Below are 22,379 nucleotides of genomic sequence, written 5' to 3' on the forward strand. Positions count from 1 at the left end.
CCTCCCGCTCCCCCTACCCGCCGGACCTGATCCCATTACCACCGGCCTCGCCCGCGTGACGTGCCGTCGCCGTGTCGTTACTTCTCGCGCGGGGCGTCGTAGACGCCGACGGCCCAGGCGCCCGGCTGCTCGCCCACCTCGGCCGCCAGGCGGTCGCGCACCTCGGGATTCGCCAGCGCCCACGCCTGGCCCTTCTCGTCGCACCCGGTCCGGTCGCAGCCGACGATCGGCTCCATCACCTTCCTGATCGGGGCGTCCGCCGGGAAGACCCAGACCTCCACGGACTGGGGGCGCTTCAGCCAGCCGGACGGCGCCGACAGCCCGTCGTGGTGCCCGCCACCCCCCTCCTTCCCGCACCGGCCGGTCGTGCCGCTCGGCTCCCCGCTCTTGGTGGCGGCGACCGTGACGACCCAGGCCCGCGGGTCGGCGCAGACCACCTTGTATCCGGTGTAGTGGCTGGCCGGGGTGAAGGTGACGGTCCGGGGGACGCCGACGGTGGAGAACCGCTCGGCGTGGATGAGCGGCAGCTCGAACCGTTCGGTGGACAGCACCACCGGGAACGTCGCGGGCGGCTCGGGGGCGCGGCCCATCCGGGCCGTGTCCGCGGGCCCGCTCGCGGCCGTCGAGACCGGCGGCGCCTCCGGCCGGCTGATCGGGAGGGTGAACGCCAGCGTGACGGCGGCGGCGAGCGCGCCGCCCGCGGTCAGCGCCCGGCGGACGCGGCGGCCCCTGCGGAGGCGGTGGCCCCGCCGGACGATCGCGCCGAGGCTCGCGGCCGGCTCGCGCCCGGCCGAATCGTGGGCGCGCGCGCCGAGCAGCGCGCGCAGGTCGCTCTCCGTGTGTCTCGTCGCTTCCGTGTGTCTCATCGCGAGGTCCTCTCCAACGTCATGGCCTGGATGTCCGGATCGACGCGCAGCCGGGTGAGCGCCCGGCCGAGCTGGCTCTTCACCGCTCCCGTCGAGCAGCCGACGATGTCGGCGACCTGGGTGAGCGTCCGGCCCTCGAAGTAGTGCAGGACGACCACCGCGCGCTGGCGCGGCGAGAGGGCGCCGATCGCGTTCCACAGCGCGTCCTGGTCCTCCACCTCGGCGGCCGGGTCGCGCGGGTCGGCCGTGTCGGGCAGGGTCGCGGCCGGGATCTCGCCCCGCCAGCGCCGTCTCCACCAGGAGGAGTGGGTGTTCACGATGATGCGGTAGACGTACGGATCGGGGTTGCCCTCGATCCGCCGCCAGGCCAGCCACGCCTTGGCCAGCGCCGTCTGCACCAGGTCCTCGGCCGTGCCCCAGTCCCGGGCGAGGAGATATGCCGTCCGGCACAGGCGCAGGTGACGCTGCGCCACGTACTCGGCGAACCCGTCGTCCATCGATCAGCTCCGTCTTGTCGGTTCCGGCGATGACTACCGGCCGGGAGGGGGTTTCGGTTGACAGCGGCTCGCGGATGTACATGCCTTTTGGTGTCGTCTGGGCTATGGTCACCGGTATGACGGGACCGTGGCGGACTGCACCCGGGTCCATCGCACGTCTCGGCGTGATGGGCCTGGTTCTGCTGTCCATGGTGCTCATGGTCTGCACGAACGCCGGCTCCGCCGCGGGCGCCGCTCACGCCTCGGCGTCGGTCTCCCACTCCGGCTGGACGCCCGACGGCCTGGACGCCCGCCTGTCGAGCCTGCCTCCCGCGCAGCACGTCACCACCCGTGAGCTCCACGCGCTGTCGCCCTGGCCACGCGGTGACCGCGACGCCGAGGCGGAGGCGCACCTGGCGCTGCCGTCGGGGACGTGCGCCGAGCCGGCCGCGTTCAGGAACCCCCAGCAGCTCGGGCACTGTGCCGCGGGCTCGCGCAGCCCGCCTCGGAGCTGACCGCCTCCCGCCCCACGTTCCCCGTACCTTCCGGGCCGCCCGCCGTCGCGGGTCGTGGCCCTTCCCCGTGGTTTCCCTTCCGAGAAGGAGCCGATCTTCGTCATGGCCGGCGTTGGATCCCTTCACGACCTCATGCGGCACTACGACCAGCACCTGGAGCGGCTGGAGAGCCTGCGCGCGCTGCTGCACGACCAGCTCGCCGCCGCCAGGCGCCACCGGGACGCCCGGTCGGCGCGCCGGGCGGCCGCCATCGAGGCGGCGCTGGAGCGCATGGACCGCGGATGCTACGGCACCTGCCTGCGCTGCGGCGCGCTGATCCCGTTCGAACAGCTCATGCGGCGGCCTCAGCGCCGTCACTGCGACGGCTGCGCCGAGACCCCGCCCCGGGCGGCCTGACGGCCTGCCCGTCGACCGGCGTGCGGGACGATCCGGTGGCCGCCGCCGCCGCGCTCGTCCCGCCCGGCGGTCACGTGATCATCGACGGCGATGTCGTGATAGGTTCGGCGTCGCCGTGCATCGGCCACGACCTGAGGAGGTGAGACCGATCAACGCTGTGACAGATCGGGGCTCCCTCCCTCGCATGGCCTAGGGAGCGCCCGCAGCAGTCATCCCGAAAGGCATGAGCCGCTTTGCGCTTCACTTCCCTGACGTCGTCCGACGGCGTCGACGAACGACTGTTCACCCTCGGCGAGATCCCCGGCGTGCTCTGGACGCCGCGTGACGCCGCCGGCCCCCGCCCGCTGATCCTGATGGGGCACGGCGGCGGGCAGCACAAGAAGGCCCCCGGCGTCGAGGCCCGCGCGCGGCGCTTCGCCGCCGAGGGCGGCTTCGCGGTGGCCGCGATCGACGCGCCCCACCACGGCGAGCGGCCGAAGACCGAGGAGTTCTTCCAGGTCATGGCCGGGCTGAGGGCCGGCATGGCCGCGGGCGAGGACGCCGGCGGGCACCTCGCCACCATGCACGCGTTCCTGGCCCGGCAGGCCGTGCCCGAATGGCGGGCCGTCCTCACCGCCCTCCGGGAGCTCGACGCCGTCGGCGACGGGCCGGCGGGCTACTGGGGCATGTCGATGGGCTGCGGGCTCGGCGTCCCCCTCGTCGCCGCCGAGCCGCGGATCGGCGCCGCGGTGCTGGGCCTGCTCGGCGCGCACGGCCTGACCGAGAGCGCCGCCGAGGTCGCCGTCCCCGTGCTGTTCCTGCTGCAGTGGGACGACGACAGGGTGCCACGGGACCACGGCCTGGCGCTGTTCGACGCCCTGGCCTCGCCCGGCAGGACGTTGCACGCCAACCCCGGCGGGCACGAGGAGATCCCCGAGCCCGAGACCGGCAGCGCGCTGCGGTTCTTCGCCCGGCACCTCGCCGGGTAGGGCTCCCCGCCCTTCCTCCCGCCTCCCGGCGCCGGGCGTCAGGGGGCGGGGGTGGAGGAAGCCGCCACCTGCGCCGGCCGCCGCTGCGGCGCGGGGGCGGTGACGGCGGGGCTCGCGGGCGTCTCGGCCGCCCGGGCTTGCCGCGGATCGGCGCGGTGCCCCTGGCAGTAGCCGTTGCTGACGATCAGCCGGCCGCGCGCGGCGGTGTAGGCGCTGTTGTCGGGGGCGACGAGCACGCCCTGGCAGGTCGGGCAGACGAGGGGCTGGTCGGCGGTCATGGTGGCCCTTTCGGTGGGGAGTCGTCGTACGGGCATGCGATCAGGAGGGCTTTTGCCCAGGACACGACGGGTCACACCCGGCGCTTCCGCATCCGTCGCCGTCCCGGCGCGTTCGGGGGGCGCGCCATCTCGCAGTATGCCCCGCGCGCGTGCCCGGCGCGGCGCGCGGGGCGCTCGGCGGCTAAGGATCGTCATCCCGCAGGTGGGTTTCCTTACCTCTCGCGAGGGACAACTTCTCCCGTGGAACGGGGGGTCACGGTCGCCAAGGTGATATTCATCTCAACTCCGGCGAGCGGTACCAAATCCCGAGATACGACGACGGGAGGCCGGTACACGACCTTGAGGATGACCTCGTCCCGTCGTCGTGCGGGAGCGGGGCGAGCGCTCGCAGCTTGGCCCGTACGACTTCGGCGTTCGCCGCCGCCGCGACCTCCGTCTGGACAAGCTGCCGACGCAGGGCGGCCGGACTCAGGCCGCCCTGTGCCTCACCAGACCTGCAGCAGCGCCCCGAACTCCTTGTCCACGTCCCAGACGCGCGGGAAGGTGAGCACCCGCCCGCCGTCGAGGCCGCCGCAGTACACCTGCTTGCCCCAGGCCGACACAATGCCCTGGGCCGCCACCTGCCACCAGGCCGCGCCCGGGTAGGAGAAGATCGGGCCGCCGCTGTCGCCCGCGGCCACGGCGCAGCCGCCGGACACGTGCTTGGCGCGCACCATGTGCTTGACCTTCTGCCCGTTCGTGTACGTGCCGCTCCAGCCCACCTCGGTCACCTTGATCAGGCAGACCTGGCCGAGGCTGGCCCCGGAGTTGCACACGAAGTTGCCGACGTGCGCCTTCCACAGGGCCACCACCTGGGCGTTCGAGGCGGAGGACGGGCTGCCGTCGAAGGCGTTGGCGGTGGCGTCGGCGAGCACGATCGCGGCGTCGCGTTTGGTGACGTACCAGGAGTACTCGCCCATCCGGTTCGCCGGGTCGCCGGTGCCGCCGCCGTCGTAGAAGGCGTCCCAGAGCTTGCCGCAGTGGGCGGCCGTGAGGAAGCCGGGGGAGCCGTTCTTGTCGTAGACGGCGAAGCCGGAGGTGCAGCCCGCGCCGGAGGCGGCGTTCCTGGTGCGGCCGCCCGCGTAGTAGCTGGGGACGTCGTCGCGCCGGTCCCACGCCGGGCTCATCTCCTCGCCGCCCTCCACGGTGATCGGCGCGCTCGCCCCCGTGGGCCGCAGCAGCGCGCCGGGTGAGACGTCCTCGGCAGCGACCGAGAGGCGCACGCCGCTGCCGTCGGGGGCCGGGGCGGCGCCCGTGACCTGGCCGGACTCGGTCCACTCCGCGGCCTCGGCCAGGAGCCGCGCCTGGCTGTAGGCGGCCGGGAGCACCCGTACGGGCGCGCGCAGCCGTCCCTCCTCCAGCGCGCTCTGGACGGCCGGCGGCACCTCGCCGTGCCAGTAGACGCGGACCTCGTGGTTCTCCGGGGCCACGATCATCCCCGCGTAGCCTTCGGCGTTCTCGGCGGCGTCGAGGACGCGGTCGGCCGCCGCGTTCAGCCGCGTCTGCTCGGTGAACAGCTCCGCCCAGCCGGCGAACCCGCCGGGCACGGGCTCGCGCGGCCCCGTCGCGTCGCTGATCGGCGGTTTGCCGTCGGGGACCCGCTCGCGTACCGGGTCGTGGCCGCTCCGGGCGGCCGAGGCGGCTCCCGCGCCCAGGACGGGCAGCAGGACGCACGCGGCCCCAGCGATGAGACGTAAGCGGATTTTTCTCGACATGGTTCCCCCCATGCGTTCGATGAAGGGCCATCACAGCGCGCTCCGCCGCCAGGCACCGCGTCCTTCTACCGCCTGCGGGGGTGCTCCTGGAGACTGCGCGGTCACCTGAATTTCCGTCCGTGACCTGCGGACACGCATACCTGGCCCGCTTTGCGTGAAGAGAGAGTCCATGGACACCAGCCCCCGCGCCGACACCCCGACACCGGACCTGCTCGACGCCACCCCCGGCCTGTGGGTGGACGACCGCGAGGAGGACGACCCGGTGCTGCTGCGCGCCGACGGCCGCCCGGTCGACACCTGGCGCCAGCACTATCCGTACGACTCCCGCCTGTCACGCCAGGAGTACGAGCGCGACAAGCGGCTGCTGCAGATCGAACTGGTCAAGCTGCAGTACTGGATCAAGGACACCGGCCAGCGGCTCGTCATCCTCTTCGAGGGACGCGACGCGGCCGGCAAGGGCGGCACGATCAAGCGGTTCACGGAGCACCTCAACCCGCGCGGCGCGACCGTCGTGGCCCTGGAGAAGCCGAGCGAGCGCGAGCGCGCCCAGTGGTACTTCCAGCGGTACATCGCCCACCTGCCCGCGAAGGGGGAGATCGTGCTGTTCGACCGCTCCTGGTACAACCGGGCGGGCGTGGAGCGGGTCATGGGGTTCTGCACCGAGGAGGAGTACCTCGAGTTCATCGAGCAGACGCCGCGGCTGGAGGACCTGCTGGTGGAGTCGGGGCTGCACCTGGTCAAGCTGTGGTTCTCGGTGTCGCGGGCCGAGCAGCGCACCCGCTTCATCATCCGCCAGGTGGACCCGGTCAGGCAGTGGAAGCTGTCGTCGATGGACCTGGCCTCGCTGCACAAGTGGGACGACTACACCCATGCGAAGGAGGACATGTTCCTGCACACCGACACCGAGCGCGCCCCGTGGACGGTCATCAAGAGCAACGACAAGAAGCGCGCCCGGCTGGAGGCGATGCGGCACGTGCTCAGCCTCTTCGACTACGAGGGCAAGGACCGCGAGGTCGTCGGCACGCCCGACCCGCTCATCGTGATCTCGGCCGGGGACATCTTCGACGAGGACCACACCCTGCCCGACTCGCCGTAGCCCGCCGGCAGGCGCCCAGGAACTGCGACCCTGGCTCGGCGCCCCTTGACCGCCGCACCTGACTCTGCCGTCGCTCCGAGCGCACGGCCCCCACCGGATGTCCGATAAGTTCTCTTTCGGTCATGCCTTTGCTCACTCTCGGGGGGTCGATGCCGGTGCGGAGAACACTGCTGATCGCGGCTCTGGCCGCGAGCCTGGCCGCCGGCTGCGCCGCCGTCCCCGGGCGCATCACCTGGCCCTCAGGCGACTCCGCCCCGTCCCAGGCCGCCTCGCCCGCGCCCAGCCCACCGGCGACGGCCTCCGCGCCCGCGACCTCGCCTCCCCTCACGCCGTCCACCCCCGCCCCCTCCCCCACCCGGCCCCCGCTGACCGCCCCGGAGGCGGCGCGGGCCATGCGCGCCTGGGTGAGCGCGTACAACGCGACGCTCAGGAAGCCCAGGTGGTGGCGCCAGAACACCCGCCTCGACGCCCTGTTCATCGAGGGCGCCCTGCACGAGGGCGTGCTCGAACGCAACCACGAGGAGTCCGGCCAGAAGCCGGGCCACAAGCCGATCGCCCTGACCGGCGCCCCGGTGATCTACCTGCCCCGGCCGGACAAGCAGCCGCCGAACGGCGACTGGTTCGTCGCGCGGGCCACGTACAAGGACACCAAGGGCCGTGCCCGCCCGCACGTGCTCGCGTTCTTCCGCTCCCCCGGGCAGGCGTTCAGGCTGGCCGTCGCGACCCCGATCCACTGGGGCCGGCGGATGCCGAAGCCGCTGCTCGACGCCGACGGCTATGTCACCGACATGGACGACGACATGGCCGCCGCCGTGGCCGAGGAGTACCGGAACTTCTGGAACCACGAGAAGAAGGAGGGCGCCTCCGGCTACCGCCTCGCCAAGGACAGCTTCAGCCGCAAGGCGTTCCCCGCCGTGTACAAAGGGCTGTACGTCCGCTTCGCGGGCCACGGCTCGATCTTCGGCTTCCGTACCGCGGACGGCGGCTCGTTCTTCCTGTTCGCCCTGATCAACAGCAGCCAGAGCGTCAACCAGGTGCTGAGCGAGGCCCTGCTGGTGCCCAAGGGCGGCAGGACCATCGAGGAGCTGGGCGCCAACTGGTTCTCCTGAACCGTCGCCGGAACCGTCGCCGCCATGTCCGATGAGTTCGGGCGAGGTCACCGGTCTGCACCGGTGACCGTCGCCGGGCCGCCGTACGAGGCCCCCGGCGCGCCACGATCCGGAGGACACCATGACGACCACCCCGCCGCCCGGCCACCCGCCCGTCGTCGACCTGGCCACCTGGCAGGCCGCCCGCGACGAGCTGCTGATCCGCGAGAAGGCCCACACGCGCGAGGGCGACGCCCTCGCCGCGGCCCGCCGCCGGCTGCCGATGGTGGAGTTCGACGGAACCGCCGAGGTCGTCGGGCCTGACGGCCCGGCCCCGTTCCTGGACCTGTTCGAAGGCCGCGACGAGCTCGTCGTCTACAAGCACATGTGGTACGACGGCGCGCCGCACCAGGGCCAGTGCGAGGGCTGCACCACGACGGCCTGGCACCTGAAGGACGCTGTCTACCTCAACGCCCGCGGCGTCTCGTTCGCCGTGGTGACCACGGGCCGGTGGGAGGAGGTGGCGTCGTACGTCGCGTTCATGGGCTACACCCAGCCCTGGTACTCGGTGCGTGACGTGGCCGAGCCGGTCGGCGGCGACATGGGCTACCTGACCTGCTTCCTGCGCGACGGCGAGCGCGTCTTCCTCACCTACTCCACGACGGGCCGCGGCAACGAGCCGGTCAACGGGTCCATGGCGTTGCTCGACCTGACGCCGTACGGCCGGGGCGAGACGTGGGAGGACAAGCCCGAGGGCTGGCCGGAGGGCCGCCACGCCTGCTGGTACTGGCGTTCCGACGCCGACGGGCACGCCACCTGGGGCCCGGAGAGCCGCCCCGTGCCCCAGTGGACCCGCCCCGGCGCGACTCCGGCGGACACTCTGGGTCGGCGCGGCCACCACCACTGACGCCGCCGTTCGTCACCCCGCCGCCCGGCACCTTCACGGCCGCGCGCTTGCCGGTGAATGTCCGGCTGCTGTCCTGGTCCGAGCCTTTCCCCGACGCGAGACTCAAGTCAGTTCGGCTTTCGGAGAAGGAGACGACCTTGCGTACGAAGATCATGCGGGCAGGGCAGGTGGCCATCGCCGCGGCCGCGACGGCCCTTGCCATGACCGGCCCCGCGGAGGCGCATTCGTTCAGGATCGGAAACGACTGGGGGTTCGCGGAGATCAGCTCCAACCACGCGAACCTGAACGTCTGCCGGCAGCTCGGCACCTGGCCCGATTCGGACGTCTGGGGGACGGTGAGGTACAGCGGAGGCACGCTCATCCGTTATGACGCGCCCATCTGGACCAACGTCTGTTACAACCACACCCTGAGGTCCAATCCCACCGACGTCAGGTTCTGCTGGCGGCCTTCAGGCACGAACAACCAGTGCACGGCCTGGAGAGCCGTCTGACAGCCGCTGGAAGCGGTGAAGCGCCCCGCCCCTCATCACAGGCACCAGGCATCAGGCATCAGGTGAAGGAGGGGCGGGGCGCTCCACGACGCCCCGGGACTTCAGGACAACCAATGCTGCACGATTCCCAGCACAGGGCCGGACAGCCAGTTGACGACAAAACCGAGCAGAAAAGCCAGGATCAGAAAGACGACTTGCTGAATCAGCCCCGAACGGCGACTTCCGGTGAACTGCCTCCGCAATAGCTTGTTCAGCGCGTCAACCTGTCCTGGAGTCAGCGATGCCAGCCGCTCCTGGTCATCCACCTTCTCACTGAGTCGTTCTCAGTAACCGAAGATCGCGTTGTGTGATGCCGATATGGTCCAATCGTGCTCGCGGTGCAGTAGCACGAGTGCGGCTCGGACGATCTGCCCGATGCGCCAGGGGTCGAGGCTGACTCGGCGCAGAGCCTTGAAGGTGACGGTGAGCAGGGCGTTCGCGCGTTCGCCGACGCCGCGCAGGCCCCGCAGCAGCTTGTTGTAGGTGTGCTGGTCGTCGCTGAGTATGGCCTGGCCGCGCTTCTTCTTCACCGGCACCCGGATGACGTCGGCGGCGCCTTCATATCCCAGGTCGGCCAGGGCCGGCACCGTGTCCCGCGCGGTGGCCAGGGTGGCGATGATGCCGTGGGTGCGGGCGCAGGTCATGTCATGTTCGCGGCCGGGGCGTACGTCGGAGACCCACAACGGCCAGCCGTCCGGGGCGGAGATCACCTGGATGTTGCCGCCGTGGTGCTTGTGTTTGCCCGACCACCACAGGTCGGCGCCGTTCGGGCCGGGCGTGGCGACGCGGTCGGTGGCGATGACGATGCCGTCGAGGTTGACGTGAGTCAGGCCCGTGTCGGCTGCGCTGTCGAGCACCTGCCGCAGGCCGGGGGCGTGGGCTGCCAGGACGTCGATGCCTTCGTGCAGGTAGCGGTAGGCGGTCTTGCGGCTGATGTGGTGGTCGGTGGCCAGTTGCTTGATCCGGGTGTTGTCGAGGAACCAGCGAAGGATCAAGACTGCCTGGGCGAAGCAGCCCAGCGCCCGGCGTCCTTTGCGGGTGCCGCGACGGCGGCGTTCAGTGTGCAGCAGGGCGGCCAGGAACAGCACAGTCTCGCGACGTACGTCGAGGGTCGCGGTGTATGTGACACTAGTGGGCACGTGAAGCCTCTGGTTCTGAAGTTGATCTCTAGTCAAGACCACTTCTACCAGGGGCTTTACGCTTGCTGATCACTAGGTTGGCTTGCCGGGTCCAAGGAGATCACGCACAGCAACTGTTCGTTACCGACAACGGCTCACTGAGTTCTTTGAGTGCAGCCAGCCGCTCTTCGAGATAAAGTTCAAGCTCGCGCGAGACCTCTTGCGCCTCGCGGACCATCGCCTGCAACCCCTTGGTCCGCTCCGTCAACACCAACTCACGCCGCTTCACCCGGTCTCTTCGGCGGGCCGACAGCGCAAACAACCCCGAGACGGCGCCCCATCCAAGAGCTCCGACGATCGCGAGCCCTAAGGGGACACCAAAGAATACCCACCAAAAATTCTGGTCATAATACTTGCTGAGCTCCGGCCCTTCCGTTGAGCGGCCTGTCACCCACGCTGCAATCTGGAGGATGAGCGGCACGCCGATAAAAAGCCATGCGGCAATACCGCCCCACCACCAGCGAGCGCCGCCGCTTCGATTCGGAGAGGCGGCTGCGGGCTTCTCGATCAAAGGATCTGGAGGCGGGGTGGCCGAGGAACCGCCAGACGGAGATATCCCGTCCGGAGATGAAGTCACTCCAATAGCGTGCGGCCCGCGGCAGCCTGTGACAAGCCCACTCAACGAATTTTGTCCGGGCGTTCTGATGGGGAACGCCGCCGAGTTCCCCTCTGGCAAGGAGTCCAAGATCGCCAGGTCACGGGAAAGCGCGCCTCGCCCGAATCTCCACCTTCGAATTTGCGTCTACGCTCGTCGCGCGGCCGTGGACATCAGTACGGCGCGGGAGAACGGATCTACGAAGGCGACGGACGGGCTCAGGCGGAGCCACCGGAATTGCGAGCCAGGGCCGATCGCGTCCATCTCCCCCGTCACGTCATCACCGGCGGCCAGGTCCCACGTGTCCGTAGTGACGACCGATGCCTGCCTGCGCCCGCAGTCGATCAGCAGCCGCTCCCCCGCCGGCAGCCCACCCAGGCGCAGCACCCAACCGCCCGTGGCGACGTCCCCGACGGACGGCTGCACGGCCAACCCGGCGAAGCGCAGTAGCGCGTCGGTGACGGGGCCGGTCGAGCCCGCCGACGTGGTCACCGCCTGGGCGAACTAGTTGGGCGCCCTCCGCATAGGCGGACTCGGATTCGTCCCGCCATAGCGCACCCGGCACCTCGACAGAGCTGTGAGCCGGGCGGTCGCCGCACCGGTGTTGACGTCGGGTTCGCTCGTGGCCGTGATTCGCACGTCAGCGACGCGGACCAGCGAACGCGCCCGGTAGCGCAGCTTCATCAGCCGATGCCGCGTACCGAGGAGCGCCGTCAACGCCTCCAGATTGCGCTCCATCTGCTCGTAGCCGCCGTCCGCCCCCGAAGGGGTGGCCGACGTCACCTTGAACGTCAGGCCGAACTGGCGGTCGTCGTCGCATCCAGGTCGGGCCGATGACCGGGATGTCCCCGCGCCTGCCCGGCACGCTGACCTTCACGCCCCGCGCGCCGGGCAAGGGCCGCTGCGCCGTACGGTCTTCCGGATGGTGTGGCTGGCGACCTTCGCGACCTGCCGGTCCACGACCAGTGTGAACTCGTCGATGACGACCAGGTCGCCGGACCCAGCCAGGGCCAGCGCGATCGTCGCCTGCGCCGTACGGGAGCGGGAGGCCGGCTGACAACGTCCCCGGTCTTATCGCTGGCGTGGCCCATCAGGCGACTTTCCGGAACACGACGACCGCGCGGTAGCGGCTGTGATGCTCCCCCTCCGGCTCGGCTTCGGCGCTGATGATGTCCAGCTCGGTGCTCGACCCGAAGAACGCAAGGGCCTGCGCCACGGCCGCTTCTCTGATCTCGTCCGGCGTTGCTCCGGTCACGGTGACACGCAGAGTCAGCGGGAACTTTCTCACGCTCATGATGATCTTCTTTCGCGAAAAGGTGATCACTACGAGCGTAACCCCCGAGAGCGGAACATAACCTGAATCATGCCCCCCTCTTGGTGATCATGGAAGCCGCTCGGGTACGGCACCCGCACGCGTCGCATTCTGGTCTCAGACAAAGACAAGCAGCGCCTATTGCTATCAAATAGGGCTATGGCTGACAGGGATCCCTTTCGGTATCACGTGATCTTATTCGGATCCACCGTGATGGCTATCCCCGCAATCATGATCCTCTATGGCATCTACAGCGCCGCCATAGCCATGGGCGCAGAGGGTATCCCCCACGTGCCATGGATCGGATGGGTCGGCGGCTACGCCTTCCTCTGGTCAGGATTCACCCTACTGGCGCTTCTCAGTACACTTGCGGACAATAGACGCATCGGACGCGCAGAAGAGGACCCCGCCACAGCGCTCCGCGAACGTATCGGCTGAGTCCAGAGAGCGGTGACCGCAGCCGGCCAGGAAATGGACGAGCTTGAGCGAGACATCCAGGCACAGCAGGCCGCCAGCGAAGCACTGCTTACCCAAGCCGAGGAACAGGAGAGTCTCCTGGCTATCAATCAGGAGCAGGCCGAGAAAATCCGCAAGATTATTGTCGGCGAGACAAAAGCCACGATCCGGAGCGAACGCCGTCAGCAGTGGATGTTCTTCGCGGCTGGTCTGCTGTTGTCCATCCCGATTGGTGTGCTCGTAAACTTGATCAGCTAGTACGACAGCCGGACTTCGTGATCTTGGGTGTGGCGGCGCGACATAGGGCGGCCACCGCTGGATCATGCCGGATTTGTGTCGATCCTAGTTGATCTTGCGGTGGCCGGTTCTCGCGGGTGGAGCCGCGCCGCCGCGCACGTGACCTGATCCTCGGCCTGATATCCGATCTGCCGGACAAGAATTGCTGGACGATCTCCGAGCATATCGGCGACGCGTCACCGGACGGGCTGCAACACCTGCTGGCCAAGTCGGTGTGGGATCACGACGGCGTGCGTGATGACCGGCGCGACTATGTCGTGGAGCATCTCGGGACCGACGAGGCGATTCTCGTGGTTGACGAGACAGGCGACCTCAAGAAGGGCAGCCACAAGGTCGGGACGCGGCGCCAATACTCAGGTACCGCGGGCCGGATCGAGAACTGCCAGGTCGCGGTGTACCTGACCTGCACCACCGACACCGGGCACGCGCTGATCGACCGGGAACTGTCCCTTCCGAAGTCCTGGGCCGACGATCTCGAGCGTCGCGCCGAGGCGGGCGCGCCCGACGATGTGGAGTTCGCGACCAAGCCCGCCTTGGCCAAACAGATGGTCCTGCGTGCGCTCGATGCCACAGTCGGGTCCCGGTGGGTGGCCGGCGACGAGGTCTACAGCGGCGACCCGGGCTTGCGCGGCGCGCTGGAGGGGCGCGGCGCCGGCTATGTGCCGGCCGTGGCGTGCAGCCATCAGATCCCGACCGCCGCCGGGAAGCGACGCGCCGACCAGATCGCCTCCAGCCTGCCCGCCCGCGCCTGGCAGCGGCTGTCCGCCGGGATCGGCTCCAAAGGACCCCGCTGGTACGACTGGGTCTCCTGGCAGCGCTGGACCGTGCTGTCCATGTTCGCCTACGCGTTCCTGGCCGTCCTCGCCGTCCTCGCCGTCACTGAACGCGCCGCCAACCCAGCACCCGCGGGGCTGATCGCGCTGACCTGCAACGAAATCCACCACCTCTTCAACCACCTCATCGCCCAGCCGATCCGCGACACCTGGTACCGAATCCGCTGGTCAACCTGGCGACGACAACACCAACACCGCGCCCGAACCTGTCACTGCCAGCGACGCACGCCGACGGCAGAACCATAAAAGCCACAACCCTTGGCCGCCGCACGAGTGCTGATTGACGCCGAACCGCCAGTGCAGTATAAAACCAAGTGGTTATTGAACTTCAAGGTTATGGATAAGTGTGCTCGACGACACCTTCGCCGCCCTCGCAGATCCGACGCGGCGGGCGATCCTCGCCCGGCTCAGGTCTGGCGAGGCCACCGTGACAGAGCTCGCCCGCCCGTTCAACATGAGTCAGCCGGCGATCTCCAAGCACCTCAGGGTGCTCGAACGCGCCGGGCTCGTCTCCCGGAGCCGGGATGCGCAACGGCGACCCTGCCGGCTCCAGGCGGGTCCGCTCAAGGCCGCCACCGACTGGCTGGAGGACTATAGCCGGTTCTGGGAGAACCGGTACCAGAATCTCGACGAACTACTGGACAAACTCAAAGATGAAGACGCCAACGATGGGTGAGATCGCCGACCGCTACCGGCGGCGCGCAGACGCCTTTGATCGCAAGGTCGCGGCCATACGCCCCGATCAATGGAACAACCCATCCCCATGCGAGAAGTGGACTGCCCGGGATGTGGTGCAGCACATCATCGACATGCACGGCGTGATACTGCGCCAGCTTGACCGCACGCTCAGCGCCGCGCCGTCCGTGGACGAGGATCCGGTCGCCGCGTTCCGTTCCGCGCGGGCCGACGTCGAGGCGATCCTGGACGACCCTTCGCTGGCAAGCCTTGAGTGTGAAACGCCCACCGGCAGGATGACGGCCGAGGAGCACATCGACAAGGTCCCAAGCGCCGATCTTCCGCTGCACGGATGGGACCTCGCCCGAGCCACCGGTCAGGACGACACGATGGACCCCGCCGATGTGGAATACCACTGGTCGGCCATCACCGCGCTGCCGGTGGACCTGCTGGAGAAGTACCGCACGCCCGGTGCGTTCGGTCCAGGCGTGGAGGTGTTCGGCCCGGAAGTGCGGATCGAGGAGGACGCCCCGCCGCAGGACCGGCTGCTCGGCTTCATCGGCCGCGATCCGCGGTGGTCCGCATGACGGCTGGGGTCACCGTCCTGACGCCTTCCGACCGGACTGTGGTGATGCTGCGGGTCTTCAGCGCCCCTCGCCATCTCGTCTTCGACGCCTGGACCAAGCCCTCGCTGCTGGTCAAGTGGTACGGCGCGCACGGCTGGAACCTGGTCGTGGCCAAGATCGATCTCCGTGTCGGCGGCGCGTGGCGCTTCGTCTGGGATGGGCCAGACGGCGCCTCGATGGCCTCCGGCGGGGTCTACCGGGAGATCGATCCGCCCGCCCGCCTCGCTTACACGGAGTCCTTCGACGACCATTGGTACCCGGGCGAGTCGCTGGTCAGCCACGACTTCACCGAACAGGACGACAGGACGACGCTGACCACCACAGTGCTGTTCGATTCGCAGTACACCCGCGATCTCGTTGTCTCCTCCCCCATGGCCCGCGGTGTGGCCGAGGGCTTCGACCGACTAGATGCAGTGCTATCCCAATGACGTACATGCTGATGCAGGTCGGCGACCAGCCCGCCACCAGGTCATTCGGACTCGACACAAGCCCGACATGATCACGTGGTGGCTGTCCCATGTCACGCCGCCACACCCAAGATCACGATCTACGGCTGCCGCACTAGGACGCGGGCCGTTCTGGCTGCCGCCCCGCGGCCGCAGCGGCGACCCCGCCTCGCAGCCGATGGACGAACCCGTACGATCGGCCCGTCGAGATCGACAGCGCCCCCGCACGCGCCGCCCGCTGATACTTCCGTACCATCACAGCCACCCATGTCTGATCACTCCTATGCAGCCGCCGCCAACCGAGCCCGCGACGCATCCCGGCCCTCAGGCGTCGAAGCCCCCCGCCAGATACAGCCCTCGATCGTCGCCAGATCAGCGAAGTCGTACACGACCTCACGGCCCGACTTCCCCAGCACCCGCACGCCGTACCGGCGCGCCCACTGCCGAATCGTCACCGCCTCCCGGCGCAGCCGAGCAGCTTGTCATTTCCATGAACGCACTTTCACTCAGCCGGCAGCAACGCGCTGACGCGCTGGCGCAGCGTGCAGAGGACCAGCGGAAGGAGGCACAGGCCAAGGCCGAAGCGGACGACCTCGCAAAAGACGCATTTCCCAACCATGTCCAGATAGTCGCCGAGCCCTTCGGGACCATTCGTGATGCCGACGCCTGGAACGTGCGCAACGCCAACTCACGGCGGGCCTATGTGTACATCCTGCATAGACCGAACGAACGGCCCACCGAGCTATGGGAATTCGTCGTGCAACCGTGCAGTGAAGGCGAAATCGTTGTCCGGGAATCAGCCACCAAACTGGACGAGCGGGGCGGTAGCCAGGAGCTGGCCGTCGCCAACGCCCCAATGTTGTACGTCACAGGACAAGCCTGGACGATGCCCTGGCCCACCCTGACGACAACGACGAAACACCGGCTCATCTCCGATTTCGAAGCGTGGCGAGGCTGGACACATGGCCTGACGACGTCGCCGTCCCTACCTACCCAGGCTCCGTCAAGGCGACCCGACGCGGGATCATGCCCTGCACATGACTTCTCCTTGCCTTGTTGATTATCGCGCGCGCCCGTAGATGAAGGCGGACTCGCCATCAGCGAGGCACCTCCTCCTCCACCCGCCCCGACGCCTCCCGCTCCGGCACGTGCGTCCCACACGCGGCACACATGCTTTCCTGAGCCGGTCAGGGACGAACGAGGTCGGCGTAAGTACCTCACCAACCGCCAGGAGGGTACGCACCAGCTTCGCCACTACTTCGCCAGTGTCACTCTCGCTTGCTCTCCGTGTCGATGCGCACATGCTGCCTTCGTCGCACAACCGAGTTCGCGAAGCCATCGATCGACAGCTCCGGGAACCGGAAGCCAGTGAGACAGAATTCAGGCGGAACGGAGGTCATGCTGATCGGTGAGGCATCGGGCAAGGTGGCATGCTGCGGCCATCCTGTCCGCGTCGCGTAACCCTGCTGAACTGGGAAGTCTTCACCGGACCGGGAGGCCGGTGACGGCGCGGCCGATGATCAACCGCTGGATCTCCGACGTCCCCTCGAAGATGGTGTAGATCTTGGCGTCGCGGTGGAAGCGCTCCACCGGGTGTTCGCGGGTGTACCCGGCGCCGCCCAGGATCTGGATCGCCTGCTCGGTCACCCACACCGCCGTCTCGCTCGCCACGAGCTTGGACATCGAGCCCTCCGCCTGTTCGAAGCGCCGGCCGTTGCGGGCCATCCAGGCGGCGCGCCAGGTCATGAGGCGGGCGACGTCGACGCGGGTGGCCATGTCGGCGAGGAGGAAGGCGATGGCCTGGTTCTCGGCGATGCGGCGGCCGAACTGCTCGCGTTCGCGGGCGTAGTCGCGGGCGTACTCGAAGGCGGCGCGGGCGATGCCGACGGCCATGGCGGCCACGGTCGGGCGGGTGGTCTCGAAGGTGCGCATCGCGGCCTGTTCGCCGGCGCGCTCGCCGTTGCGGACGCGGGCCAGCCGGGCCTCCAGCTTCTCCGCGCCGCCGAGCAGGCAGGAGCCGGGTACGCGGACCTCGTCGAGGACGACCTCGGCGGTGTGCGAGGCGCGGATGCCGTGCTTGCGGAACTTCTGCCCCATGGACAGGCCGGGCGTGCCGGGCGGGATGACGAAGGACGCCTGGCCGCGGGTGCCGAGGTCGGGGTCGACCGAGGCGACGACGACGTGGACGTTCGCGATGCCGCCGTTCGTGGCCCAGGTCTTGACGCCGTTCAGGATCCAGTCGCCGCCGTCGCGGACGGCGCGGGTGCGGATGGCGCCGACGTCGGAGCCGGCGTCGGGCTCGGAGGCGCAGAAGGCGCCGAGCTTGACGTCGTTCTCGGTGCCGAACATCTGCGGCAGCCACTCCCCCATCTGCTCGGGGGTGCCGTTGGCGGACAGGGCGGCGGCGGCCAGGCCGGTGCCGACGATGGACAGGCCGATGCCGGCGTCGCCCCAGAAGATCTCCTCGAACGCGACCGGCAGGCCGAGCCCGCTCTCCTCGAACCACTGGGTGGCGAAGAAGTCGAGGGAGTACAGGCCGGCCTTGGCGGCCTCCTGGATGACCGGCCAGGGGGTTTCCTCGCGTTCGTCCCACTCGGCGGCCGCGGGGCGGATCACGTCGCGGGCGAACTCGTGCACCCAGTCGCGCACCTGCTTGACGTCGTCGCTGAGCTCCGGGCAGAACCCGCTCATGGGCCGCACACTCCCCTTCCGATCCCCGCCGCCGGGGTTACCAGTGGTAACACCTTACCGGTCAGTAGGCCCGGGCAGGAAGGCGATCCGGGAGGGTGAGCATGGGCGGGCGCTCGGCGATGGTGACGTCGCGGCACGTGACGTCGAGGCCGGTGAGTCCCCGCCGGAACTGGGCCAGCAGGCAGGACGGCTCGTGCCAGGTCTGGATCTTGCCCTGGCGCCGCAGCCGTGACCAGGCGGCCAGCATGATCTGGCCGGACATCGCCCCCAGGGCCTCGGTCGACTGCGGCCGGTGCTCGCGCGAGCCCAGGTCCACCTGGGCGAAGGCGTCCAGCCCCGCCAGGTCGAGCACGTCGATGAGCAGGCCCAGCTCGACGCCGTAGCCGGTCAGGAAGGGCACCCGTTCCAGTACGGAGCGGCGGCCCGCGTACTCGCCCGCGAGCGGCTGGACGAACCCGGCCAGTTCGGGCCAGTGCAGGTTGATGAGCGGGCGGGCGACCAGTTCGGTGACCCGGCCGCCGCCGTTCGGCACGCCGTCGAGCGGGCGGTCGTAGCAGCCCTTGACGTAGGCGAGGGTCGGATCGGCGAGCAGCGGGCCGAGCACGCCGCCGACGAGCGAGGCCCGGAAGTGCCGGATGTCGGCGTCCGCGAAGACGACGACGTCGCCCCGGGTGACCGCGAGCGACTTCCACAGCGCCTCGCCCTTGCCGTCGAGCGGCCGCAGGTGGGGCAGGATCTCGTCCTGGGCGTGCACGCGGGCGCCCGCCCGCGCGGCGACGCGGGCGGTGTCGTCCTGGGAGCGCGAGTCGATGACGACGACCTCGTCCAGGAGGCCGTCCAGCTCGCGGCGCAAGATCCCGACGATCTCGCCGACGGTCTCGCGCTCGTCGCGGGCCGGGAGCACCACGCTGACGGTCGTCGCGCCTTTGGCGGCCAGCAGGTCCCGGACCGGCCAGTCGGCGGCCGACGACGTACGGCGCCGCAGCCATCCGCGCACCTCGGGCAGCATCCTCCGACCACCTCCTCCCCCACACCCCCCGATACCCGTTATCTCCGGTTATGTACCATTTGCGTGGCGTTCCAGGAAGGTGTACACATCCGCCTCGTCCACGCCGGGGAACGAGCCCGGCGGCAGCGCGGCGAGCACGTGCGAGTTGGCGCGGGCCGACGGCCAGGCGTAACCCTCCCAGCGCTCGGCCAGCTCGGCGGGCGGACGCCGGCAGCACTCGCCGTTCGGGCAGTCGGACTTGGTGCGATGGGTGGTCTCCCGCCCCCGGAACCACCGCGACTCCTTGTACGGCACCCCCAGCGTGATCGCGAAGTCCCGCTCCCGCGAGGGGTCCACGTGCGCGACGCAGAAGTACGTGCCGGTCGGCGAGTCGGAGTACTGGTAGTAGACCGAGAAGCGGTCCGGCGACAGGAACACCTGCCGCCCCGACCACTGCAGGCACATCCGCTGCCCCTCGATCGCGCCCTGCTCGTCGGCGGGGAAGACGATGCCGTCGTTCTCGTACGCCTTGTAGATGATGCCGCCGGCGTCGTTGCGCACGAAGTGGCAGACCAGGCCCAGGTGATGGGTGGCGAGGTTGGTGAAACGGTGGGCGGCCATCTCGTACGACACCGCGAAGACGTCCCGCAGGTCCTCGACCGACAGCGCCCGGTCCGACTTGGCCTCCTGGAGGTAGAGCGCGGCGGCCCGCTCGGGCACCAGCACGGCGGCGGCGAAGTAGTTGGCCTCGGTGCGCTGGCGCAGGAAGTCGGCGAAGTCGCGGGGCTTGTCGTGGCCGAGGGCGAGGTGGCCGAGCGTCTGGAGCAGGATCGTGCGCGGGGTGTGCATACCGAGCTGCTCGTGCTTGACGTAGATGCGGCGGTTGCGCATGTCGGTGATGGAACGCACCGACCGCGGCAGGTCCTGGGCGGTGTGCACGGTGTAGCCGAAATGCGTGACCAGGCTCTGGATCGTGCTCTGCGACAGCGCGCCGCTGCGGTAGCCGACCGCGTCCAGGGCCTCGGCCGCGGCCTGCTCGATCTCGGGGAAGTAGTTGCCGACCTCGCGCTGGCGGCGGCGCAGCTCCGCGTTGGCCACCCGGGCCTCCTCCGGGGTGGCGGTGCCGCGGGCCTGGCGGGCGCGCAGCTCGCCGTACAGGCCGAGCAGGTGCTCCAGGACGTCGTTGGGCACGCGGGCGGAGACTTTCAGCCGGGGCAGGCCGAGCCCGGCGTAGAGGGGGTCGCGCTGGGCCTCCTCCAGTGCGATCTCGAGCTGGGCGCGGCGGTTGGGCGGCTGGCGGCGCAGCAGCTCCTCGACGGGCACGCCGAGCGCCGAGGCCAGCGACTTGAGCAAGGACAGCTTCGGCTCACGTTTGCCGTTCTCCAGGAGGGAGAGCTGACTGGGTGCCCGGTTGACCCGGGAACCGAGGTCCGACAGTGTCAGGCCGCGCTGTTTACGCAGGTGGCGCAGGCGCTGGCCAAACGCGATCAGATCGAGCTCCTGCGTCAAAGACAGCGGTTCTTCGCCCAGCAACGAGGCCATGGACGCATCTTAGACAGAAAATCTGCCCATCTTCTAGCCCATCGGGCACGCCGGGCGAGACCTTCGACACACTCGGGGGATTGGTCTAGGCCAACGGTAAAACTAGCGAATTCTTTCCTACCGAATACCCGTCAGTAGTGGCCAGAAAGGAAATTTTCGCGATTCTTCTGATCGGCTGCGCCTGTTGGCCGGGGTCCTCCCGGGCACAGACTCGGCACAGGCACCCAGGGGACGAAAAAGGAGTGACCATGATCGATCGCCTCAAGGGAGCTGCTCAGCAGCTGCAGGACGAATGGGACAACGACCCTCGCTGGGAGGGCATCGAGCGCACCTACAGCGCCGAGGACGTGATCCGGCTGCGCGGCAGCGTCCAGGAGGAGCACACGCTGGCCCGGCTCGGCGCCGAGCGGCTGTGGCGGCTCCTGCACACCGAGGACTACGTCCATTCGCTCGGCGCGCTGACCGGCAACCAGGCCGTGCAGCAGGTGAAGGCGGGCCTGAAGGCGATCTACCTGTCCGGCTGGCAGGTCGCGGCGGACGCGAACCTGGGCGCGCAGACGTACCCGGACCAGAGCCTGTACCCGGCCAACTCCGTGCCGGCCGTCGTCCGCCGGATCAACAACGCGCTGCTGCGCGCCGACCAGATCACCTGGTCCGAGGGCGTCGAGGGCCCGCACTGGCTCGCGCCCATCGTGGCCGACGCCGAGGCCGGCTTCGGCGGCGTGCTCAACGCCTTCGAGCTGATGAAGGGCATGATCGCGGCCGGCGCCGCGGGCGTGCACTGGGAGGACCAGCTCGCCTCCGAGAAGAAGTGCGGCCACCTGGGCGGCAAGGTGCTGATCCCGACCGGGCAGCACATCAAGACGCTCAACGCCGCCCGCCTCGCCGCCGACGTCTGCGGCGTCCCCTCCCTGGTCATCGCGCGGACCGACGCACAGGCCGCGACGCTCCTGACCAGCGACGTGGACCCGCGCGACCAGGAGTTCACCACCGGCGAGCGCACCGCGGAGGGCTTCTACCGGGTCCGCAACGGCATCCAGGCGTGCATCGCGCGCGGCCTGGCCTACGCGCCCTACTCCGACCTGCTGTGGATGGAGACCGGCACGCCCGACCTGGACGTGGCCCGCGAGTTCGCCGAGGCGATCAAGGCCGAGTATCCCGACCAGATGCTCGCCTACAACTGCTCGCCGTCGTTCAACTGGAAGAAGCACCTCGACGACTCGACCATCGCGAAGTTCCAGCGCGAGCTGGGCCACATGGGGTACAAGTTCCAGTTCATCACCCTGGCCGGCTTCCACTCGCTGAACTACTCGATGTTCGACCTCGCCCAGGGCTACGCCAACGACGGCATGACGGCCTACGTCGAGCTCCAGGAGCGCGAGTTCGCCGCCGAGCGGCGCGGCTACACCGCCACCCGGCACCAGCGCGAGGTCGGCACCGGCTACTTCGACCTGGTCAGCACCGCCGTGGCGCCCGACTCCTCGACCACCGCGCTCAAGGGCTCGACCGAGGAGGAGCAGTTCGGCCACTAGGGCACCCCTGATCTCGCCGGCCACCTCCAGGGCATGGGACGGTTCCCCGGCGACGCGGGCCGCGCCGGTCCCCCCAGCACCGGCGCGGCCCGCCCATGCTTCTCATGCCCGCCGCGCGGGGCGCGGCGACCAGGTGCTCGAACTCCCGGCCCGACATCAGATCCACCTTCTCCAGCTCGGCGTTGGCGGCCAGGAACCGCCGCCGCCCCGCCTCGATCGCGCGGCGCCGCAGGATCAGCGCGCCGGCGAACAGCACGGCGAGCAGGCCCGCGACGGCCGCCGCCCAGACCGGATGCTCGGCCGCGAACCAGACCACGCCGCCGCCGGCCGCCAC

At 69.6% G+C, this 22,379-nt stretch carries 29 protein-coding genes; 16 read left to right on the top strand and 13 right to left on the bottom strand.

Going from position 1 to position 22,379, the window contains the following annotated elements; genetic code table 11:
- Positions 1 to 77: 77 nt before the first annotated feature.
- Both Nocox_RS24590 and Nocox_RS24595 read right to left on the bottom strand, forming a co-directional pair.
- Positions 78 to 866, bottom strand: coding sequence for a hypothetical protein (locus tag Nocox_RS24590; protein ID WP_020540139.1), 789 nt, complete (start codon positions 864 to 866; stop codon positions 78 to 80).
- Positions 863 to 1,363: a SigE family RNA polymerase sigma factor gene (locus Nocox_RS24595; protein ID WP_020540138.1), complete on the bottom strand. Its 501-nt coding sequence runs from the start codon at positions 1,361 to 1,363 to the stop codon at positions 863 to 865. The genes Nocox_RS24590 and Nocox_RS24595 overlap by 4 nt, the downstream gene beginning before the upstream one ends.
- Positions 1,364 to 1,527: 164 nt before the next feature.
- On the opposite strand from Nocox_RS24595, the gene Nocox_RS24600 reads away from it, so the two are divergent.
- The 3 genes from Nocox_RS24600 to Nocox_RS24610 all read left to right on the top strand — a co-directional run bounded on the left by Nocox_RS24600 (position 1,528) and on the right by Nocox_RS24610 (position 3,221).
- On the top strand, positions 1,528 to 1,857 hold the full coding sequence (locus Nocox_RS24600; RefSeq protein WP_157382723.1) for a hypothetical protein: 330 nt from the start codon (positions 1,528 to 1,530) through the stop codon (positions 1,855 to 1,857).
- Between the two features lie 102 nt (positions 1,858 to 1,959).
- Positions 1,960 to 2,253, top strand: a complete 294-nt coding sequence (locus tag Nocox_RS24605) for a TraR/DksA C4-type zinc finger protein (RefSeq protein ID WP_020540136.1) — start codon at positions 1,960 to 1,962, stop codon at positions 2,251 to 2,253.
- Positions 2,254 to 2,486: 233 nt separating this feature from the next.
- Entirely contained in the window at positions 2,487 to 3,221 is a 735-nt protein-coding gene (locus tag Nocox_RS24610; RefSeq protein ID WP_020540134.1) for a dienelactone hydrolase family protein, read from the top strand.
- Between the two features lie 38 nt (positions 3,222 to 3,259).
- Here the strand turns inward: Nocox_RS24610 and Nocox_RS24615 are convergent, their stop codons facing one another.
- Both Nocox_RS24615 and Nocox_RS24620 read right to left on the bottom strand, forming a co-directional pair.
- Positions 3,260 to 3,499 carry a hypothetical protein gene (locus tag Nocox_RS24615; protein WP_020540133.1) on the bottom strand — a complete coding sequence of 80 codons (240 nt, stop codon included), beginning with the start codon at positions 3,497 to 3,499 and terminating at the stop codon, positions 3,260 to 3,262.
- A gap of 485 nt (positions 3,500 to 3,984) precedes the next feature.
- Positions 3,985 to 5,253, bottom strand: coding sequence for a chymotrypsin family serine protease (locus Nocox_RS24620; protein ID WP_020540132.1), 1,269 nt, complete (start codon positions 5,251 to 5,253; stop codon positions 3,985 to 3,987).
- A 169-nt stretch (positions 5,254 to 5,422) separates the two neighbouring features.
- Here Nocox_RS24620 and ppk2 point away from each other — a divergent pair, with 169 nt between their 5' ends.
- The 4 genes from ppk2 (at position 5,423) to Nocox_RS24640 (ending at position 8,835) form a co-directional block, all read left to right on the top strand.
- Positions 5,423 to 6,349, top strand: a complete 927-nt coding sequence (ppk2, locus tag Nocox_RS24625; RefSeq protein WP_020540131.1) for a polyphosphate kinase 2 — start codon at positions 5,423 to 5,425, stop codon at positions 6,347 to 6,349.
- Between the two features lie 155 nt (positions 6,350 to 6,504).
- Positions 6,505 to 7,458, top strand: coding sequence for a DUF8094 domain-containing protein (locus tag Nocox_RS24630; RefSeq protein ID WP_026213728.1), 954 nt, complete (start codon positions 6,505 to 6,507; stop codon positions 7,456 to 7,458).
- Between the two features lie 121 nt (positions 7,459 to 7,579).
- Positions 7,580 to 8,344, top strand: a complete 765-nt coding sequence (locus Nocox_RS24635) for a DUF899 family protein (RefSeq protein WP_020540130.1) — start codon at positions 7,580 to 7,582, stop codon at positions 8,342 to 8,344.
- Between the two features lie 137 nt (positions 8,345 to 8,481).
- Positions 8,482 to 8,835, top strand: coding sequence for a hypothetical protein (locus tag Nocox_RS24640; protein WP_020540129.1), 354 nt, complete (start codon positions 8,482 to 8,484; stop codon positions 8,833 to 8,835).
- A 101-nt stretch (positions 8,836 to 8,936) separates the two neighbouring features.
- On the opposite strand, the gene Nocox_RS24645 is transcribed toward Nocox_RS24640, so the two are convergent.
- From Nocox_RS24645 to Nocox_RS24660, 4 genes are all read right to left on the bottom strand, one after another.
- The gene (locus Nocox_RS24645; RefSeq protein ID WP_020540128.1) at positions 8,937 to 9,140 is read right to left on the bottom strand and encodes a hypothetical protein; all 204 of its coding nucleotides are present in this window, start codon (positions 9,138 to 9,140) and stop codon (positions 8,937 to 8,939) included.
- Between the two features lie 18 nt (positions 9,141 to 9,158).
- Positions 9,159 to 10,013 (bottom strand): HARBI1 family protein, encoded by an 855-nt coding sequence (locus Nocox_RS24650; RefSeq protein ID WP_219495500.1) that lies wholly within the window; start codon positions 10,011 to 10,013, stop codon positions 9,159 to 9,161.
- Positions 10,014 to 10,113: 100 nt separating this feature from the next.
- Positions 10,114 to 10,563, bottom strand: coding sequence for a hypothetical protein (locus tag Nocox_RS24655; protein ID WP_157382824.1), 450 nt, complete (start codon positions 10,561 to 10,563; stop codon positions 10,114 to 10,116).
- Positions 10,564 to 10,794: 231 nt separating this feature from the next.
- On the bottom strand, positions 10,795 to 11,139 hold the full coding sequence (locus Nocox_RS24660; protein WP_020541159.1) for a hypothetical protein: 345 nt from the start codon (positions 11,137 to 11,139) through the stop codon (positions 10,795 to 10,797).
- A 430-nt stretch (positions 11,140 to 11,569) separates the two neighbouring features.
- Here Nocox_RS24660 and Nocox_RS43750 point away from each other — a divergent pair, with 430 nt between their 5' ends.
- Positions 11,570 to 11,704 (top strand): hypothetical protein, encoded by a 135-nt coding sequence (locus Nocox_RS43750; protein WP_281426308.1) that lies wholly within the window; start codon positions 11,570 to 11,572, stop codon positions 11,702 to 11,704.
- A 33-nt stretch (positions 11,705 to 11,737) separates the two neighbouring features.
- Here Nocox_RS43750 and Nocox_RS24665 read toward each other — a convergent pair whose 3' ends face one another.
- Entirely contained in the window at positions 11,738 to 11,941 is a 204-nt protein-coding gene (locus Nocox_RS24665) for a hypothetical protein (RefSeq protein WP_157382823.1), read from the bottom strand.
- Between the two features lie 177 nt (positions 11,942 to 12,118).
- On the opposite strand from Nocox_RS24665, the gene Nocox_RS24670 reads away from it, so the two are divergent.
- The 7 genes from Nocox_RS24670 to Nocox_RS24705 all read left to right on the top strand — a co-directional run bounded on the left by Nocox_RS24670 (position 12,119) and on the right by Nocox_RS24705 (position 16,352).
- Complete coding sequence (locus Nocox_RS24670) at positions 12,119 to 12,397, top strand: hypothetical protein (protein ID WP_157382822.1); 279 nt, start codon at positions 12,119 to 12,121, stop codon at positions 12,395 to 12,397.
- A 12-nt stretch (positions 12,398 to 12,409) separates the two neighbouring features.
- Positions 12,410 to 12,673 carry a hypothetical protein gene (locus Nocox_RS24675; protein WP_157382821.1) on the top strand — a complete coding sequence of 88 codons (264 nt, stop codon included), beginning with the start codon at positions 12,410 to 12,412 and terminating at the stop codon, positions 12,671 to 12,673.
- Positions 12,674 to 12,789: 116 nt separating this feature from the next.
- Positions 12,790 to 13,791, top strand: coding sequence for an IS701 family transposase (locus Nocox_RS24680; RefSeq protein ID WP_020541154.1), 1,002 nt, complete (start codon positions 12,790 to 12,792; stop codon positions 13,789 to 13,791).
- A 100-nt stretch (positions 13,792 to 13,891) separates the two neighbouring features.
- Positions 13,892 to 14,221 (top strand): ArsR/SmtB family transcription factor, encoded by a 330-nt coding sequence (locus Nocox_RS24685; protein ID WP_020541153.1) that lies wholly within the window; start codon positions 13,892 to 13,894, stop codon positions 14,219 to 14,221.
- On the top strand, positions 14,214 to 14,807 hold the full coding sequence (locus Nocox_RS24690) for a TIGR03086 family metal-binding protein (protein WP_026213918.1): 594 nt from the start codon (positions 14,214 to 14,216) through the stop codon (positions 14,805 to 14,807). The genes Nocox_RS24685 and Nocox_RS24690 overlap by 8 nt, the downstream gene beginning before the upstream one ends.
- Positions 14,804 to 15,274 (top strand): SRPBCC family protein, encoded by a 471-nt coding sequence (locus Nocox_RS24695; RefSeq protein ID WP_026213917.1) that lies wholly within the window; start codon positions 14,804 to 14,806, stop codon positions 15,272 to 15,274. The genes Nocox_RS24690 and Nocox_RS24695 overlap by 4 nt, the downstream gene beginning before the upstream one ends.
- Positions 15,275 to 15,782: 508 nt before the next feature.
- The gene (locus Nocox_RS24705) at positions 15,783 to 16,352 is read left to right on the top strand and encodes a hypothetical protein (protein ID WP_157382820.1); all 570 of its coding nucleotides are present in this window, start codon (positions 15,783 to 15,785) and stop codon (positions 16,350 to 16,352) included.
- Between the two features lie 422 nt (positions 16,353 to 16,774).
- Here the strand turns inward: Nocox_RS24705 and Nocox_RS24710 are convergent, their stop codons facing one another.
- From Nocox_RS24710 to Nocox_RS24720, 3 genes are all read right to left on the bottom strand, one after another.
- Positions 16,775 to 17,983: an acyl-CoA dehydrogenase family protein gene (locus Nocox_RS24710; protein ID WP_020541148.1), complete on the bottom strand. Its 1,209-nt coding sequence runs from the start codon at positions 17,981 to 17,983 to the stop codon at positions 16,775 to 16,777.
- A gap of 61 nt (positions 17,984 to 18,044) precedes the next feature.
- Positions 18,045 to 18,992 (bottom strand): glucosyl-3-phosphoglycerate synthase, encoded by a 948-nt coding sequence (locus tag Nocox_RS24715; RefSeq protein WP_020541147.1) that lies wholly within the window; start codon positions 18,990 to 18,992, stop codon positions 18,045 to 18,047.
- 48 nt (positions 18,993 to 19,040) lie between these two features.
- Positions 19,041 to 20,513, bottom strand: a complete 1,473-nt coding sequence (locus Nocox_RS24720; RefSeq protein ID WP_051112447.1) for a helix-turn-helix transcriptional regulator — start codon at positions 20,511 to 20,513, stop codon at positions 19,041 to 19,043.
- Between the two features lie 248 nt (positions 20,514 to 20,761).
- On the opposite strand from Nocox_RS24720, the gene aceA reads away from it, so the two are divergent.
- Positions 20,762 to 22,045, top strand: a complete 1,284-nt coding sequence (gene aceA / locus Nocox_RS24725; RefSeq protein WP_020541145.1) for an isocitrate lyase — start codon at positions 20,762 to 20,764, stop codon at positions 22,043 to 22,045.
- On the opposite strand, the gene Nocox_RS24730 is transcribed toward aceA, so the two are convergent.
- On the bottom strand, positions 22,008 to 22,379 hold the full coding sequence (locus Nocox_RS24730) for a hypothetical protein (RefSeq protein WP_157382819.1): 372 nt from the start codon (positions 22,377 to 22,379) through the stop codon (positions 22,008 to 22,010). The two genes, aceA and Nocox_RS24730, sit on opposite strands and share 38 nt — an antisense overlap.

This window comes from Nonomuraea coxensis DSM 45129, from assembly GCF_019397265.1.
In the GTDB taxonomy this organism is placed as follows: Bacteria; Actinomycetota; Actinomycetes; order Streptosporangiales; family Streptosporangiaceae; genus Nonomuraea; species Nonomuraea coxensis.

What these genes read in the sequence shown, in the direction of transcription:
- Nocox_RS24590 (WP_020540139.1), bottom strand. Translation starts at nt 866, where the DNA reads ATGAGACACACGGAAGCGACGAGACACACGGAGAGCGACCTGCGCGCG.
- Nocox_RS24595 (WP_020540138.1), bottom strand. Translation starts at nt 1,363, where the DNA reads ATGGACGACGGGTTCGCCGAGTACGTGGCGCAGCGTCACCTGCGCCTG.
- Nocox_RS24605 (WP_020540136.1), top strand. Translation starts at nt 1,960, where the DNA reads ATGGCCGGCGTTGGATCCCTTCACGACCTCATGCGGCACTACGACCAG.
- Nocox_RS24615 (WP_020540133.1), bottom strand. Translation starts at nt 3,499, where the DNA reads ATGACCGCCGACCAGCCCCTCGTCTGCCCGACCTGCCAGGGCGTGCTC.
- Nocox_RS24620 (WP_020540132.1), bottom strand. Translation starts at nt 5,253, where the DNA reads ATGTCGAGAAAAATCCGCTTACGTCTCATCGCTGGGGCCGCGTGCGTC.
- ppk2 (WP_020540131.1), top strand. Translation starts at nt 5,423, where the DNA reads ATGGACACCAGCCCCCGCGCCGACACCCCGACACCGGACCTGCTCGAC.
- Nocox_RS24635 (WP_020540130.1), top strand. Translation starts at nt 7,580, where the DNA reads ATGACGACCACCCCGCCGCCCGGCCACCCGCCCGTCGTCGACCTGGCC.
- Nocox_RS43750 (WP_281426308.1), top strand. Translation starts at nt 11,570, where the DNA reads ATGGTGTGGCTGGCGACCTTCGCGACCTGCCGGTCCACGACCAGTGTG.
- Nocox_RS24665 (WP_157382823.1), bottom strand. Translation starts at nt 11,941, where the DNA reads ATGAGCGTGAGAAAGTTCCCGCTGACTCTGCGTGTCACCGTGACCGGA.
- Nocox_RS24670 (WP_157382822.1), top strand. Translation starts at nt 12,119, where the DNA reads ATGGCTGACAGGGATCCCTTTCGGTATCACGTGATCTTATTCGGATCC.
- Nocox_RS24690 (WP_026213918.1), top strand. Translation starts at nt 14,214, where the DNA reads ATGGGTGAGATCGCCGACCGCTACCGGCGGCGCGCAGACGCCTTTGAT.
- Nocox_RS24695 (WP_026213917.1), top strand. Translation starts at nt 14,804, where the DNA reads ATGACGGCTGGGGTCACCGTCCTGACGCCTTCCGACCGGACTGTGGTG.
- Nocox_RS24705 (WP_157382820.1), top strand. Translation starts at nt 15,783, where the DNA reads ATGAACGCACTTTCACTCAGCCGGCAGCAACGCGCTGACGCGCTGGCG.
- Nocox_RS24710 (WP_020541148.1), bottom strand. Translation starts at nt 17,983, where the DNA reads ATGAGCGGGTTCTGCCCGGAGCTCAGCGACGACGTCAAGCAGGTGCGC.
- Nocox_RS24715 (WP_020541147.1), bottom strand. Translation starts at nt 18,992, where the DNA reads ATGCTGCCCGAGGTGCGCGGATGGCTGCGGCGCCGTACGTCGTCGGCC.
- Nocox_RS24720 (WP_051112447.1), bottom strand. Translation starts at nt 20,513, where the DNA reads ATGGCCTCGTTGCTGGGCGAAGAACCGCTGTCTTTGACGCAGGAGCTC.
- aceA (WP_020541145.1), top strand. Translation starts at nt 20,762, where the DNA reads ATGATCGATCGCCTCAAGGGAGCTGCTCAGCAGCTGCAGGACGAATGG.